The 12710-nt window shown below is 62.0% G+C and carries 19 protein-coding genes and 1 pseudogene; 13 read left to right on the top strand and 7 right to left on the bottom strand.

The window, feature by feature from the left end:
* The 6 genes and pseudogenes from B3V69_RS03710 to B3V69_RS20630 all read left to right on the top strand — a co-directional run.
* On the top strand, positions 1–1044 hold a 1044-nt coding region (locus tag B3V69_RS03710), incomplete at its 5' end, for a HAMP domain-containing sensor histidine kinase (protein WP_296443914.1).
* A 94-nt stretch (positions 1045–1138) separates the two neighbouring features.
* A complete protein-coding gene (locus tag B3V69_RS03715; RefSeq protein WP_296443917.1) occupies positions 1139–1489 on the top strand; it encodes a nucleotide pyrophosphohydrolase in 351 nt (116 codons plus the stop codon).
* A gap of 171 nt (positions 1490–1660) precedes the next feature.
* Positions 1661–1822, top strand: a complete 162-nt coding sequence (locus B3V69_RS03720; protein WP_296443919.1) for a hypothetical protein — start codon at positions 1661–1663, stop codon at positions 1820–1822.
* Positions 1762–2089: pseudogene (locus B3V69_RS03725) on the top strand (type I restriction endonuclease subunit R); the annotation flags it as partial. The gene B3V69_RS03720 and the pseudogene B3V69_RS03725, both read left to right, overlap by 61 nt.
* Before the next feature lie 60 nt (positions 2090–2149).
* The gene (locus B3V69_RS03730) at positions 2150–2761 is read left to right on the top strand and encodes a type I restriction-modification enzyme R subunit C-terminal domain-containing protein (RefSeq protein ID WP_349679194.1); all 612 of its coding nucleotides are present in this window, start codon (positions 2150–2152) and stop codon (positions 2759–2761) included.
* A complete protein-coding gene (locus B3V69_RS20630) occupies positions 2734–3324 on the top strand; it encodes a DUF1016 N-terminal domain-containing protein (RefSeq protein WP_349679195.1) in 591 nt (196 codons plus the stop codon). The genes B3V69_RS03730 and B3V69_RS20630 overlap by 28 nt, the downstream gene beginning before the upstream one ends.
* Positions 3325–3356: 32 nt before the next feature.
* Here B3V69_RS20630 and B3V69_RS03740 read toward each other — a convergent pair whose 3' ends face one another.
* Positions 3357–3992, bottom strand: a complete 636-nt coding sequence (locus tag B3V69_RS03740; RefSeq protein ID WP_296443923.1) for a zeta toxin family protein — start codon at positions 3990–3992, stop codon at positions 3357–3359.
* A 1-nt stretch (position 3993) separates the two neighbouring features.
* Entirely contained in the window at positions 3994–4347 is a 354-nt protein-coding gene (locus tag B3V69_RS03745) for a TA system antitoxin ParD family protein (protein WP_296443924.1), read from the bottom strand.
* A gap of 151 nt (positions 4348–4498) precedes the next feature.
* Between B3V69_RS03745 and B3V69_RS03750 the strand changes: the two genes are divergently transcribed.
* The 6 genes from B3V69_RS03750 to B3V69_RS03775 all read left to right on the top strand — a co-directional run bounded on the left by B3V69_RS03750 (position 4499) and on the right by B3V69_RS03775 (position 7282).
* Entirely contained in the window at positions 4499–4759 is a 261-nt protein-coding gene (locus B3V69_RS03750; RefSeq protein ID WP_296443926.1) for a type II toxin-antitoxin system CcdA family antitoxin, read from the top strand.
* Positions 4759–5088: a CcdB family protein gene (locus B3V69_RS03755; protein WP_296443928.1), complete on the top strand. Its 330-nt coding sequence runs from the start codon at positions 4759–4761 to the stop codon at positions 5086–5088. The genes B3V69_RS03750 and B3V69_RS03755 overlap by 1 nt, the downstream gene beginning before the upstream one ends.
* Positions 5089–5092: 4 nt before the next feature.
* Positions 5093–5554 (top strand): PPC domain-containing DNA-binding protein, encoded by a 462-nt coding sequence (locus B3V69_RS03760; RefSeq protein ID WP_296443930.1) that lies wholly within the window; start codon positions 5093–5095, stop codon positions 5552–5554.
* Positions 5555–5580: 26 nt separating this feature from the next.
* Positions 5581–5916: an AbrB/MazE/SpoVT family DNA-binding domain-containing protein gene (locus B3V69_RS03765; RefSeq protein WP_296443932.1), complete on the top strand. Its 336-nt coding sequence runs from the start codon at positions 5581–5583 to the stop codon at positions 5914–5916.
* Positions 5913–6365, top strand: a complete 453-nt coding sequence (locus B3V69_RS03770; RefSeq protein WP_296443934.1) for a putative toxin-antitoxin system toxin component, PIN family — start codon at positions 5913–5915, stop codon at positions 6363–6365. The genes B3V69_RS03765 and B3V69_RS03770 overlap by 4 nt, the downstream gene beginning before the upstream one ends.
* A 164-nt stretch (positions 6366–6529) precedes the next feature.
* Positions 6530–7282: a tyrosine-protein phosphatase gene (locus B3V69_RS03775; RefSeq protein ID WP_296443935.1), complete on the top strand. Its 753-nt coding sequence runs from the start codon at positions 6530–6532 to the stop codon at positions 7280–7282.
* Positions 7283–7295: 13 nt separating this feature from the next.
* Here the strand turns inward: B3V69_RS03775 and B3V69_RS03780 are convergent, their stop codons facing one another.
* The 5 genes from B3V69_RS03780 to B3V69_RS03800 form a co-directional block, all read right to left on the bottom strand.
* Positions 7296–7661 carry a hypothetical protein gene (locus B3V69_RS03780; RefSeq protein WP_296443936.1) on the bottom strand — a complete coding sequence of 122 codons (366 nt, stop codon included), beginning with the start codon at positions 7659–7661 and terminating at the stop codon, positions 7296–7298.
* A gap of 82 nt (positions 7662–7743) precedes the next feature.
* Positions 7744–8148, bottom strand: a complete 405-nt coding sequence (locus B3V69_RS03785; protein ID WP_296443938.1) for an RNA-binding S4 domain-containing protein — start codon at positions 8146–8148, stop codon at positions 7744–7746.
* A gap of 43 nt (positions 8149–8191) precedes the next feature.
* Positions 8192–9409 carry a class I SAM-dependent methyltransferase gene (locus B3V69_RS03790; RefSeq protein WP_296443940.1) on the bottom strand — a complete coding sequence of 406 codons (1218 nt, stop codon included), beginning with the start codon at positions 9407–9409 and terminating at the stop codon, positions 8192–8194.
* 74 nt (positions 9410–9483) lie between these two features.
* Positions 9484–10983 carry a CYTH and CHAD domain-containing protein gene (locus B3V69_RS03795; RefSeq protein ID WP_296443943.1) on the bottom strand — a complete coding sequence of 500 codons (1500 nt, stop codon included), beginning with the start codon at positions 10981–10983 and terminating at the stop codon, positions 9484–9486.
* Positions 10984–11074: 91 nt separating this feature from the next.
* Entirely contained in the window at positions 11075–12088 is a 1014-nt protein-coding gene (locus B3V69_RS03800; RefSeq protein WP_296443944.1) for a M14 family zinc carboxypeptidase, read from the bottom strand.
* Between the two features lie 359 nt (positions 12089–12447).
* Here B3V69_RS03800 and B3V69_RS03805 point away from each other — a divergent pair.
* Positions 12448–12710: PAS domain-containing protein (locus tag B3V69_RS03805; protein ID WP_414707460.1), on the top strand; the 263-nt coding region annotated here is incomplete at its 3' end.

Raw genomic sequence — 12710 nt, forward strand, 5'->3', positions numbered from 1 at the left:
GAAGACCGCTGGCAGAACGACTGGTCGGCCGAGGACTGGCGCCGCAATGAGCCGCGCCTGCTTGAGCGCACCACGCCCGACGGCCACCGCATCCAGTTCAGCCTGAACCGGCAGATCTGGCACACCCAGCCGCGCCTGGTCGGCTGGATCACGCTGGCGGTGCTGCTGGCCATGACGGCGCTGGCCTACGCCCGGGTACGCCGCCTGCTGCGCCCGCTGGACGACATCCGCGCCGGTGCGCTGCGCTTTGGCCAGGGCGACTTTGCCCAAGCAATTCCGGTGCACCACCCGCAGCGCCCCGACGAGCTGGGCGAACTGGCCGCCACCATCAACACCATGGGCGGCGATATCCACCAGATGCTGGACGCCAAGCGCGCGCTGCTGCTGGCCATCAGCCACGAGCTGCGCAGCCCGCTCACCCGCGCCCGCCTGAACACCGAGCTACTGCCCGAAACTGCCGACGTGCAAGCCAGCCGCGAGGCCCTGCTGCGCGACCTGGGCCTGATGCGCGACCTGATCACCGACCTGCTGGAAAGCGAACGCCTGGCCAGCCCGCACGCCGCCTTGCAACGCGAGCCGACGGATCTGGCCGCGCTGGTGCAGGAGGTGGTGAGCAGCCTGCCCGGCGCGCCCCCGGTGCAACTTCATGTCGCCCCGGATCTGCCGATGCTGGCGTTGGACCGCAGCCGTATGCGCCTGCTGCTGCGCAACTTGCTGGACAACGCCTTGCGCCATAGCGCCGATGCGGCGCAGCCGCCAACCCTCCAGCTGCAGGCGGACAAGGCGGCAGATAGGCGCGGCACAGGGCAGGGCGTGCGCCTCACCGTGCGCGACCACGGCCCCGGTGTGCCCGAAGACCAGCTACCGCACCTGGCCCAGCCTTTCTATCGGCCCGATGCCGCGCGCGAGCGCACGACCGGCGGCGTCGGTCTGGGGCTGTATCTGTGCAAGCTGGTGGCGCAAGCGCACGGCGGAACTTTCAGTGTGCGCAACGCGCAGCCGGGGCTGGAGGTCAGCGTCACGCTGCCGGGCACGGATTCGTAGCCGTCTGTGGTTTTGCGCTTGCTATTGAAGTAATAGCTGCTTGCGCAATGACTACGGGGCTAGAGGCCTATTTTGCTTACAATCAAGCATGCGCATGAACAACGATCTTCCCTCCCTGACCCAATCCCTGCACGACTTCGCCACGGCGCGTAACTGGGAGCAGTTTCACTCGCCCAAAAACCTGGCTTCGGCCCTGAGCGTTGAGGCAGCAGAGTTGCTGGAGCACTTTCAGTGGCTGACCGAAGAACAAAGCCGAAATCTCTCCGCGCCGAAGACGGCTGAAGTGGCCGCCGAGGCGGCCGATGTCTTGTTGTATCTCTTGCAGCTGTGCGACAAACTAAATATTGACCTGCTGGCGGCGGCGCGCAGCAAGCTGATCGTGAATGGCGAAAAGTATCCGGTTGACCGGGCACATGGCTCCAGCAAGAAATACACCGACCTCTAAACTGCCCGGCGAACCCAGGCCCTAGAATTGCCGCCAACGGGAGAAGGCATGACGCCAGAGCAAAAAGCCAGAGTCAGCATCGATGCACTGCTAAAACAAGCCGGTTGGCACGTTGCTACATCCGAAACGGCTGCAACCTCAGTCGCTACGCGATAACTGGAGTTATTAAATATGGATAGGCATCTGCTGAGCGAACGCGACATCTGTACCAAGTTCATCACACCGGCCATTGGTCAAGCTGGATGGGCCCAGCATCAGTTTCGTGAAGAGGTGACAACGAAGGCAAAGCGCAGCTCAGCTACTTCATTGACAACGACGAGCCCTTCCCTGTGATAGCCACCACCTCCAAGCTGCTCACTACGGGCGTGGATGCCAAAACCTGCAAGCTCATCGTGTTGGACCAAACCATCAACTCCATGACCGAGTTCAAGCAGATCATTGGGCGCGGCACCCGCATCCGTGAGGACTATCACAAGCTCTATTTCACCGTGATGGACTTCAAGGGCGCAACCCGTCTGTTTGCCGACCCCGATTTTGATGGCGACCCGGTCACCATCTATGAGCCCAAACCTGATGAGTCTGTGGTGCCCCCAGACGACTTGTCCACGCCACCTAGCGCCAAAGAACCCACGCCTCAACCACAAGGTGGTGGCAATACGGGTGGCGACACCGGGGGGCGAGGGCCGCATCAAGTATGTACTGGACGACATTGATGTGAACGTTGCCGCCGAGCGCTCGCAATACTTGGACGCCGACGGCAAGCTCATTACTGACAGTTTTCGGGTGTTGCTCAAATACGACATCAAAAAATCGTTGCTGAAACAATTTGGCTCTTTGACCGAGTTCCTGCGCCGCTGGTCTGCGGCGGACCGCAAACAAGCCGTGCTGGATGAGCTGGCCGACCAGGGCATACCGCTCGAAGTCTTGCAGCAAGCCGTCAAGAACGGTGACGAACTGGACGCCTTTGACCTGGTAGCCCATGTCGCGTTTGACCAAAAGCCACTCACCCGCCGCGAGCGCGCCAACAAGGTCCAAAAGCGCGATGTATTTGGCAAATACGGCGACCAGGCCCGCACCGTGCTGGAAGCCCTGCTGGAGAAGTTTGCTGACCACGGCATCAGCGACCTGGAAGACCCCAAAGTGCTGGAGTTGCCGCCCTTTGACCAAATCGGCACCAAAACCCAAATCCGTCGCAGCATCTTTGGCGGCGTAGAGCAATACGCCCAGCCTTCCCTGACGCGGACATTGTCTCCGCAGTGCGGAGACAATTGAGTTGGACACACATCAAGGCGCTCATCTACATCGACGACCCGCTCAAACGCGAGTTTTACGTCGAGATGTGCAAGGCCGAGCGCTGGAGCACCCGCACCCTGCAAGACCGGCTCGATTCCATGCTGTTCGAGCGCACCGCGCTATCTCGCAAGCCCGATGAACTGCTGGTCACCGAACTGGCCGCTTTGCGCACCACCGGCCATCCCAGCCTGAGCACCCTATATGCAAAGGCCCGCAAAGAAAAGCTGATCACCAATGCGGGTTTGCGTGCCAACGAGCGCTTGGCCCGTAAGCGCGCCGACTACCGGGCTTCCATGGAGCACATTCGTGAAATGGAAGAGCGAGGGCTGAGCGAGATGCGGGTTGATGACTTTGCCATCGAGCCCCTGCCCAAAGACTACGCGCACGATTCGCTCAAGATATTCGCCGAAACCTTGCCGTTCTTTCGCAACACGTATGCCCATGGCAGCGCCATGCTGCATTCCACGGTGCTGGGTACTTTTGAAATCGTGACGGACTTGGTGAATCAGTTGTATCCGGTAGATTTACTATCAAAAGCGTAGCTGCTTGCGCATATTCCACGGGGGCTGTGGCGTTATTTTTTTCCTAAAATCTGGTGCGCCCATTGCGGCAGGGGTTGCATCAGTTCTTTCGTCCCGATCCCTTTGCACATCGCCACCGCAGTGTGTGTGCCAGGGGTAACGTCTTGCGAGTCGTACAAAACGGCGGCATCCGCCAGCCGCACAGCCTGCATCAGGTTGGCCAGTGTGCGTGGGTAGCGCGCCAAGATGCGCTCGGCAGGCACTGGGTGACCGCCTTCTGCGACCCGCTGCGCGACGCGCGCCAGCAAACGCTGGGGCTGGTCCAGCGCCACCACCAGTAGCATCACGAAGAAGCCCTGTGCTTGGGCTTCATCAATCAGCGCCAGTTTGGATTCATGCGAGAACACGGTTTCACTCACAAACGACAGGCCAGCGCGTAGCAATTCGACTCGGCGGCCATCGGCCCACAGGCGAGCTTGCTCTGAGCGGGCTTGGTCGTTGGCAATGTGTTGCAAGTGCGCCGCCTCGTACAGGTCCGCATTGACGAATTCGGCCGTGTTCGGGATGGTGCCCGCCAGAACCAGCGCCTTGTACAAGGTGGATTTGCCTGCGCCATTAGGTCCGGCCAGCAGGTAGAAGACGGGTTTGTGGGTGGCGCTGCGCTGCGGTATGGGGGCGGCCTGCCCCATGCTATGCGGCTGGCCCGCCGATTTTGCTGCGGTTGTTGGCTACTACTTCCCGTACGCGCTGGGCCAAGCTGCCATCGGCTTCCACCGTCATGAATTGCGCGAGCAGGGCGTCTGCTTGCGGTGTGGATTCCTGAGGGCTAGGACGGGCGCGGCGGGCGGCGGCTTCGTAGTTGGCGATGGCCGCTTGTGCCTCTTGTGCGGTCAGCCCGCTGTGTTCCACGATGCGGCCCAGCGTGGCCCAATATTCCACTTGGCCCGCCACTGAGCGGCGCATGGACTGCGCGGCCGCTCGCGCTTGTGCCACCAGGGCGGAGGGGAGCTTGACGGAGGCGAATGCAGTGCTAGGTTGGGTCATGGTGGTTCTCCTGTATGGCGCATTTTGCGCCAATATACGCCATTTAGTCTATATGTTTGAGGTCGAAAATTGTGACCTAAAACGAAAACATGTTTCCGTAACTTTGTTATGCGCATAATATGCGCATAAATATCGTTGAGAGAATTCCAGCATGCCCACCGCAGTCCCCACCACCGTTGCCGCCACGCGTAAACGCGCGGTCAACCTCACCCTCAACGTCGATCTGGTCGCGCAGGCCAAGGTCTACACCAGCAACCTTTCTGCCACCATGGAGGCGCTGCTCACCGACTATGTGCTCCAGCAGCAGCAAACTAAGGCGTCGCGCCAACAAATGGCCGATGCCTGCGCTGCCGACTGGAACGCGGTGCATGCGTCGGTTGGTTCGTTTGCCGACGAGCACTCCACCCTGTAATGGCCCAGTTCGACGTACACCGTAACAAAGGGCCGTTGAAGGAGTCCATCCCCTTCGTGGTGCTGGTTCAGTCATCGCTGTTTGACCGCTACCGCCGGCGCATGGTGGTGCCGCTGGTGCGCCGCAGTGCACTGCCCGGCCAGGCGGCCACCGTGGGCTCGCGCCTGAACCCGGTGTTCCAGGTGGAGGGGCAGGAGCTGGTGCTGCATCCGCTGGACATGGTGTCTGTGGCGCTTGGTCAGCTGGGGGAATATGTCGCATCGCTGGCCGGGCAGGGGCAGGCCATAGCCGATGCGCTGGATGAACTGTTGACTCGGTCGTGGGGCTGACACCATGCAAACCCGGCCCATCCGCCTGACCCCTGGCCAAGACTTGCGCCAAGCCATTGAAGCCGCCGTGCTCCACCAAAACTGCCGCGCCGCTTTTGTGCTTTCGGGCATCGGCAGCTTGTCAACCGCCGGCCTTCGGTTCGCGGGGGTGGACCAGCCGCAGCGCCTGACGGGCGACACTGAAATCCTGAGCCTGTCCGGCGCCGTGGCGTTTGATGGTGCCAAGAGCAGTTCGCACCTGCACATGGCGCTGTCCACGTCCACCGGTCAGGTGCTGGGCGGGCATGTGGCGACGGGCTGCATTGTCCGCACCACCGCAGAAGTGCTGCTGGCCCTGCTGCCGGAATGGGCGTTTGCGCGCGAGCCCGATGCGTTGACGGGTTATGACGAGCTGGTGATGAGGGTGGTTGATGGCACAAACTGTGATGCCACGTCTGTACAAGAAAGTGGTAAAGCGTTAAAGTAAGTATTCCTTACTTTAACCAATTCGCCATGCTTGCCAAAATCACCTCCAAAAACCAACTGACTCTACCCAAGAGCGTGACGCAGGCCGTGGGCGCCACTGAGTACTTTGACGTGGAAGCCCGAGCCGGGCAGATTATTCTCACGCCAGTGCGCATTCAGCGCGGTGACGCGGTTCGGGCCAAGCTGGCCGAACTGGATTTGAGCGATGCGGACATCGCGGATGCCGTGGCGTGGGCGCGGTCCGTCGTTGCGCCGCCTGTGCTGGTGGCGGAGCCAGTGGCATCTTACGGCGCTGTTACTGCAAAGACCAAACCGGCTGTACGCAAAAAAGCCATCTCCAAAAATTCAGCGTCCAAAGCATGAGCGCCCCTTTGCGTGTGGTGCTCGATACCAACGTGGTGCTCTCAGCGCTGGTATTTGGCGGTGGCACGGCCGGGCGATTGCGCCTGGGTTGGCAGCAGGGCGTTTTTGTGCCGCTGGCAAGCACGGCCACGATGAGAGAGCTGGTGCGGGTGCTGGCCTACCCGAAGTTTCGTCTCTCAAAGTTGGCGCAGGACGAGTTGCTGGCCGACTACCTGCCGCACACAGAAGCGGTGCGCATTTTCCAACCACCCCCGACGGTGCCAGACTGCCGCGACTCGCTGGATGTGCCGTTTATGCATTTGGCGGTGGTTGGAAAGGCGCAGGTGCTGGTTTCTGGGGACCGCGATTTGCTGGCGCTGGCGGATGAGTTTGAAAGGACCTGTGGCTGCCCTATCGTGAATTTGGATGCGTTCGTTCAGGGGTACACCTTGCCGCTTCCAAAAAAGTAATCCATTTTTCAAAAAATAACTTCCATGAATTCAGCCCCCATCGTCCAGAAACGCTGGAACGACTGCAAGGTGCGGCGTAGCCAGGCGCGGTTGCCGAGCCGGTGCAATAACATAGCCCCCTCCTGATTTATTTTTTCCACACTGCTCCTTGCAACATTCCCCCTATGCCAACCCCCACCCCCACCCGCTCCCTGATTCTCACTGGTGCCTCCAATTTCCGCGATCTCGGCGGCTACGCCGGGCAGGGCGGGCGCGCGGTGCAGTGGCGGCGGCTGTTCCGCTCGGACCATCTGGCGGCGCTGACGCCGCAGGATGTGGCGCAGCTCGCCAGCCTGGGTCTGACGCGGGCCTACGACTTCAGGGGCGAGGCGGAGCGTGCGGCGGTGTCCTATGCACTGCCGGGGGTGACCTCCTATTCCCTGCCGATTGAGCCCACGGTGGTGCAGCGGATGAAGGATCTGCTGGAGTCCGGGCACCAGCTGACCGCGCAGGATACGGTGCGCCTGATGCAGCAGACCTATCGCGCGTTTGTGCACGACAATTCGCCCCGCTTTGCCGAGCTGTTTGGTCATCTGCTGGATAGTAATGCGCCGCTGGTTTTTCACTGCACGGCCGGCAAGGACCGCACCGGTTTTGCGGCGGCACTGATTCTGCTGGCCCTGGGCGTGCCGCGCCCGGTGGTGATGCAGGACTACCTGCTGACCAACGAATTGTTCCTCATGCCGCCTACCGCCACCCCCGGCCTGGCGTCGCAGGAGGTGCTGAACGTGCTGTGGCGCGTGCAGGAAGACTTTCTGGATGCCGCACTGCACGCCGTCGAGGCCGATTTTGGAGGGGTGCCGAAGTATCTGGAACAAACCATGGGCCTGGGCCCCAAAGAGCAGGCGCGGCTGGCAACCCTGTATCTGCAGCCATAGCCCGGCACGCGCTTCAAGCCTGTTTAACTTCGTGCAGCGCGGTGAGGTTGATAAGGGCTGCCAGCACCTCGTGCTTGAATCCGATCCTGGTGTTGCCGACGCCGTCGCCACCGTTGAGAATCAATTGTTGCAGGTACTCAACACAGTCCCTGTGACCCCAGAAAACTTCAATCGCTTTGGCAATGCGTTCATGGTGCGACCTGATGATCGCCATTTCACGGTCTATGCGGGCCTGTCTGGGGAGTTCTTGCAGCGGCATCGGTCGGGTGGGCTCATATTCAGCATTGTGAATGAGGTCTGGAAAGCCGACATTTTTTTTCTCGGACATGACTTGTTTATCTGTTTCGGTACGGTTGCAGTATGGCGTGCCTGCTAGCAAAATGCAATATTAATGATGTATGAAAAGCTTGGCCTTGGGGCTCGTCTGGAAGTGGGTCAGTGCGTAGGACAAAGCCCGGACTTCATCGGTCAATCGACGCGCTCCAGCGCTCATCCCAGGCTTTCTCGATGTCGCGCCGGTCCCGTTTGGTGGGGCGACCGTGCGCCAGGGTCTGCGCCGGTTCGCTGCCCAGGCGTCGCTGCTCGGCGGCGTGTTCCCGGTCCCGGAGGCTGTCCGGGGTCTCGGCATACAGCTGTTGCGCCACAGGAGCCGGGCCACGGTGCTGGCTGATGCCCAGCACCGTGACGGTGCGGATCACCGGGCCCTGGCGTATCACCACCTTATCGCCCACCTTGACTTCGCGCGACGGCTTGGCGACCTGCGCATTGACTTCGATCCGCCCTTTGACGATCTCATCGGCCGCCAGTGACCGGGTTTTGTAAAAGCGTGCGGCCCACAGCCACTTGTCTATTCGAAGTCGTTCCATGGCTCTGTATTTTGCCCCGTTCAGGCGGGAGAGGACGAGATTTTCAAATGGCCGCCAGACGCCAAAGTGAGGTCACTTCACGCGACCTTGGCTCGTGCAGTGGATCGTTGGCATCAGAGGCCTTGGGGTGTTGTGGCCTGGCGTCGATGCGGCTCACCACCCGCAAGCCGTTGCTCTCGAACGCCGCCAGCAGTTCAGCGCGTGAGCGCAAGCCCAGGTGTTCGGCAAAATTGGACAAGATCAGCCAGCCTTCCCCTTTGGGCGCCAGGTGGGCGGTCAAACCTTTGAGAAAACCCAGCAGCATGCGGCTGCCTTCGTCGTACACCGCGTGTTCAAGCGGCGAGCTGGGCCGCGCCGGCAGCCAGGGCGGGTTGCACACGACAAGGGAGGCGCGGCCCTCAGGAAAAAGATCGGCCTGCACCACTTTCACCTGCTGCGCCACGCCCAGTCGAGCCAGGTTGTCCCGGGCGCAGGCCAGCGCGCGCGGGTCTTGATCGGTGGCCACCACCTGCTGGACGCCGCGCCGCGCCAGCACGGCTGACAACACACCGGTGCCAGTGCCAATGTCAAACGCTACTATCGACGCTTGCCCGGTCGGAGGTTTGGGCAGGTGAGCGGTGGCAACCAGATGGATGTATTCCCCCCGCACCGGTGAGAACACGCCGTAATGGGGGTGAATGCGGTTGTTGGGGGCGTCGCCCAACGCCGCGATCTCAACGCCGACCCGGCGCCATTCGTGCGCGCTGGTGATGCCCAGCAGCTCGCGCAGGGACGCCACCGAGGCGCCTGTTGCTGCGTCTGCGGCGCCCCAGGCCTCGGCGCAGGCGGCTTTCGCATCGGGGGCGCGGCGCAGGGGAATGCTGTAGTCCGCGTTGAACGGGATCAGCAGCATGCCCAGCATGCGTGCCCGCTGCGACTGGGCCAGGCGGTGCAGGTGAAAGGCCTCGGCAAGCGGCACTTCCTGGGCCGCTTTTTTGCGCTTGCGTGTAGGAATATTGTCGGCGCGCCGTGCCAGCGCCTGCAGCAATTGCCGGGCGTTTTGAAAATCCCCGCGCCAGAGCAGGGCCGTGCCTTCGCAGGCGAATCGGTAGGCGATATCGGCGGTGGTGGTGTCGTCCGCTAAAACGATTCGTTTCGGCGGCGCTGCGCCTCGCTCTGAGCGCCAGAGTGCTGAGCAGGCTTGGTCCGCTTCGGTCCAGTGGATAAGCGGCGGTGGGCTCTTGAGGACTTCGGTACTGACAAGGGGAGATGAATTAGGCATTGGCTTGGTAAAACGCAAATAAGAGATAACAAGTGTTTTAACAGTAAAGTGGACGCCGGAATTCAGACGCTGATTTAAGTTGCAAAGCCAACGGTGACGCCACGCAAGAACTCCACAAGTCCGCGGTCCGCTTCCAGCTTGGCGACGAGTACTGCCGCTTGCACGACATCCCGTGTGGCTCCTATGCGCATCTGCAGGCTCACGGCCTGCTGATTCCAGCGTTGCGTGCGCCGCTTGGGCAAGAGGGTGCGCAAGGCCTCGATGTCGTAGCGCATTCGCTTGGCGAGGATGCGAACCCGGTGCAGATTGTCGGGTTTGTCGGCGGCTTTCAGCGCGCGCTGCAACTGCTCATGCAGGCGGGCCATGCGGCGCTTGGCCCAGTGGCGCAGTGGCAGGTTTACTTCAACCCTTGCATCTTCCGGCGCTGGCCGCGCGGACAAGCCTTCCAGCCACTGGGTGGTCGCCAGCAAGGCGGCGCCAACCACGGGCTCTTCGAGCGCGTAGCGCACGGATTTGCGCTGTAGGTGGGCCGCGTGCAGCAGGGCCTGCGTCATCGCCTGCCAGGCTTGTGCGCGGCGGGCGTTCCCGGCCGTATAGGCATCCGCGAGCGGCGGGAGGGTATCGGTCCGGGCGACATCAAGGTCGCGCAGTTCGCCCAGAAAAATCAGAAGGGGCTGCAGAGCTTGCCAAGGTGGCAGCGCGTCGACCGCCAGCGCTGGCTTGAAAAGTCGCCATGCACTTCTGAAGCGCCGCCAGCCGACCCGGGCCTGGTGCACCACCTCGGGGTCATCCGAGGTGCGCAGCGCATCGAGGTTGCAGGTGAACTGGCAGAACATTTCGCCCAGCACGCGCCGTGCGGCCTCGGGCAGTGGCAGATCAGGCGTCAGTTTGGGTGGCTGGGCGCGTCGCGGCATGTCGACGCCGCCCTGCGCCAAGGCGTAGCCACGTTCCGCCTTGCTGATGCTTGCCGGCAGCACGGCGATGGTGCTTGCAATCTGCTGGGCGAGTTCGAACAGCGCTGCGGGCTGACCCGCGAGCAATTCGAGTTCGAGCTCGCAAATGGGTGCGCTTTTGTCGCCGACCACGGTCTGTCCCACGTCCAGCGCCACCTCGACCACGCTGCCATCGCGTCGGCGCACCAGCCACTTTGTCCGCTCAAAGCTCGTCACAAAGCAGGGCACCAGCGTACTAAACACGGTGCCGTCGGGATCGACGCTTTCCCACGGCGTGGCCTTGAGCGCCTGCAAGACCAAGGCGGCACCGGGCACGGGCGTTTCCCATTCGCCACGCTGGCTCAAGGCCGAGTCATCGCGGCCGCCGGTCTTGAGGGTCTGCAGCCACTGCGGCCTTGCGTCGCTGCCAACGCGCCGTAGCCGCAGCGCGACACGCTCTTGACGCAATAGCTGCCCGGGCGTGTCGTAATAGACGTTGTGCAAATGCTGGTGAGTCGGCTTGCGCCGCGCCAATACGGGGATCCGGCCAAGTCGCTTGGCCAAGCCCGACGGATCGGAGCCGGGCAGCGCCAGCTTGAGTTCAATTTCTTGCGAACGAGGGGGGTGGGGATCTGGCTTCATGGGATTCAATCCGTTGACTGGACTCTAATAGCCACGCCCGCACTTGTCCAGCAAACCAGGGCGCAGCGCCAGCCATCCGGGGGTTATGGCGTCAGTACCAGTCCTGCAGCGCCTGCGCATGGTGCTGGGCACGGGCTTCGCTGCCGGGCAGCCAAAGATGATGGCCGCAGGCCGCGCGCGACAGGAAGTCCAACAGCAACTGGTGCTGGCGCAGCACCCGCTGTTGCCGGTGCTCAATCAAGGGGTTGAAAATGCCGTGCCGCGAAAACAGCTGGCGCGGGTTTTTCTTCACCCAGAGCCAGGAGCCCATCTCCAGCGTCAGCGGCAAAAACATGCGCCCCTCCTGCGCACAGGATTGCAGGTACAAATGGTCCCACAGGTCGCCATGCGCCAGGTACTGCAGGCTTTGTGGCTCGATGATGTAACGGTGGTGGCTGTTCGACTGGATAAAAATGGTTTTGAGCGCGTGCATCTCGGCCAGGTGTGCAATCGGCGCGCGCGTGTGCGCATAGGGAAACCAGAGGCGGTCTCTGGCGCCGAAACCCGAATGACAGTCCACCGACACGCTGAAGTCGCGCGCCAGCAGTTCGGCTGTCACCACCTCGCAGACAGCCCGATTCTCGATTTCCATGGGTTTGGCCTTGGCACCGCGGTACCAGGGCAATGCGGGGCCGAAGCGCTGCCCACCGACCAAAAAAGGCACTGGCTCACGTGCCTCCACCGGCGCATTGCGCATCAAATCCACGCCGTGCGGGTTGGCCCGTGTGCCCAGCGCCATGCCGCCGGGGTTGACGATGGGCATGAACACCAGGCGGACTGATTCGAGCTGTTTGTGCAGCGTGCTGTCCCACTGCAGGCGCATGACCAGGCTTTGCAAATAGGCAATCACGACACCGGCGCCGATGCGCTCCAGGCCATGAACACCGCCAAAATAGCCGACCGCAGGCACCTCGCGCGCGGGGTTGCCCAGCGTAATCACATGAATCGGGTAGGCGCCGCCGCCCGGCAGATTGACGTCACACACGACGCGGGACTCCAGCCAGCCTGCGCCCAATTCAATGATGCGCTCGAGTGCGTCCAGTTCGGGTAATTTAGGCGGGCTCACAGTGGCCTTGGGCGCATGGGTGCAGAGAAGTCGGCATGGCCGCAAAGCATACAGGCGGCGGCGCCTGAAATGCAGCATTTGTGCGTGCTCGCGTCTGAATTTTGCACTGACACGAAGCTGTCATACGACGCGGGTAACTTTGGCCGCAACTCACTTCGGGCCTTCGGGCTCTCACACCATGTTGCACAAAGCCACCTTTATTCGCCTCATGGCCATTCCGGCTTGCATGGTTTGGGGTGTGCTCGAATTTTTCGCCTTGCAGCGCGCCCGCTTGCAGAGCCGACGCGCTCACTTTTAGGAAGCCTCCACCGCGTTCGCACGGCGGCCTGTCACTTCGCGGTGCACGGTAACATCCGCGCATGGAAAAAACCGATTCGCTGCCGCGTGACGCCCAGAGCATTCTGGAGCTGGCCGCGCGCTCCATGTTCGACCTGTTTGCCAACGCCAGCGAGGGCATGATGCTGGTGGACCGGCAAGCCCGTGTGGTCTGGGTCAACGAGCAGTACAAACGGTTTTTGCCGGCCTTGGGTTTTGAGCGGGTTGAAGATTTTGTCGGCCACCCGGTAGCCAGCGTGGTGCAAAACACCCAGATGCACCATGTGCTGGAGAGTGGCAAACCGAT

It is taken from the genome of Rhodoferax sp. UBA5149 (assembly GCF_002413825.1).
In the GTDB taxonomy this organism is placed as follows: Bacteria; Pseudomonadota; Gammaproteobacteria; order Burkholderiales; family Burkholderiaceae_C; genus Rhodoferax.

Bases quoted from the DNA above. Each gene is read 5' to 3' on its own strand.
- B3V69_RS03765 (WP_296443932.1), top strand. From the start codon at position 5,581: ATGCTTGCCAAAATCACCTCCAAAAACCAACTGACTCTACCCAAGAGC.
- B3V69_RS03770 (WP_296443934.1), top strand. From the start codon at position 5,913: ATGAGCGCCCCTTTGCGTGTGGTGCTCGATACCAACGTGGTGCTCTCA.
- B3V69_RS03720 (WP_296443919.1), top strand. From the start codon at position 1,661: ATGGATAGGCATCTGCTGAGCGAACGCGACATCTGTACCAAGTTCATC.
- B3V69_RS03745 (WP_296443924.1), bottom strand. From the start codon at position 4,347: ATGACCCAACCTAGCACTGCATTCGCCTCCGTCAAGCTCCCCTCCGCC.
- B3V69_RS03795 (WP_296443943.1), bottom strand. From the start codon at position 10,983: ATGAAGCCAGATCCCCACCCCCCTCGTTCGCAAGAAATTGAACTCAAG.
- B3V69_RS03750 (WP_296443926.1), top strand. From the start codon at position 4,499: ATGCCCACCGCAGTCCCCACCACCGTTGCCGCCACGCGTAAACGCGCG.
- B3V69_RS03790 (WP_296443940.1), bottom strand. From the start codon at position 9,409: ATGCCTAATTCATCTCCCCTTGTCAGTACCGAAGTCCTCAAGAGCCCA.
- B3V69_RS03755 (WP_296443928.1), top strand. From the start codon at position 4,759: ATGGCCCAGTTCGACGTACACCGTAACAAAGGGCCGTTGAAGGAGTCC.
- B3V69_RS03760 (WP_296443930.1), top strand. From the start codon at position 5,093: ATGCAAACCCGGCCCATCCGCCTGACCCCTGGCCAAGACTTGCGCCAA.
- B3V69_RS03775 (WP_296443935.1), top strand. From the start codon at position 6,530: ATGCCAACCCCCACCCCCACCCGCTCCCTGATTCTCACTGGTGCCTCC.
- B3V69_RS03740 (WP_296443923.1), bottom strand. From the start codon at position 3,992: ATGGGGCAGGCCGCCCCCATACCGCAGCGCAGCGCCACCCACAAACCC.
- B3V69_RS03785 (WP_296443938.1), bottom strand. From the start codon at position 8,148: ATGGAACGACTTCGAATAGACAAGTGGCTGTGGGCCGCACGCTTTTAC.
- B3V69_RS03715 (WP_296443917.1), top strand. From the start codon at position 1,139: ATGAACAACGATCTTCCCTCCCTGACCCAATCCCTGCACGACTTCGCC.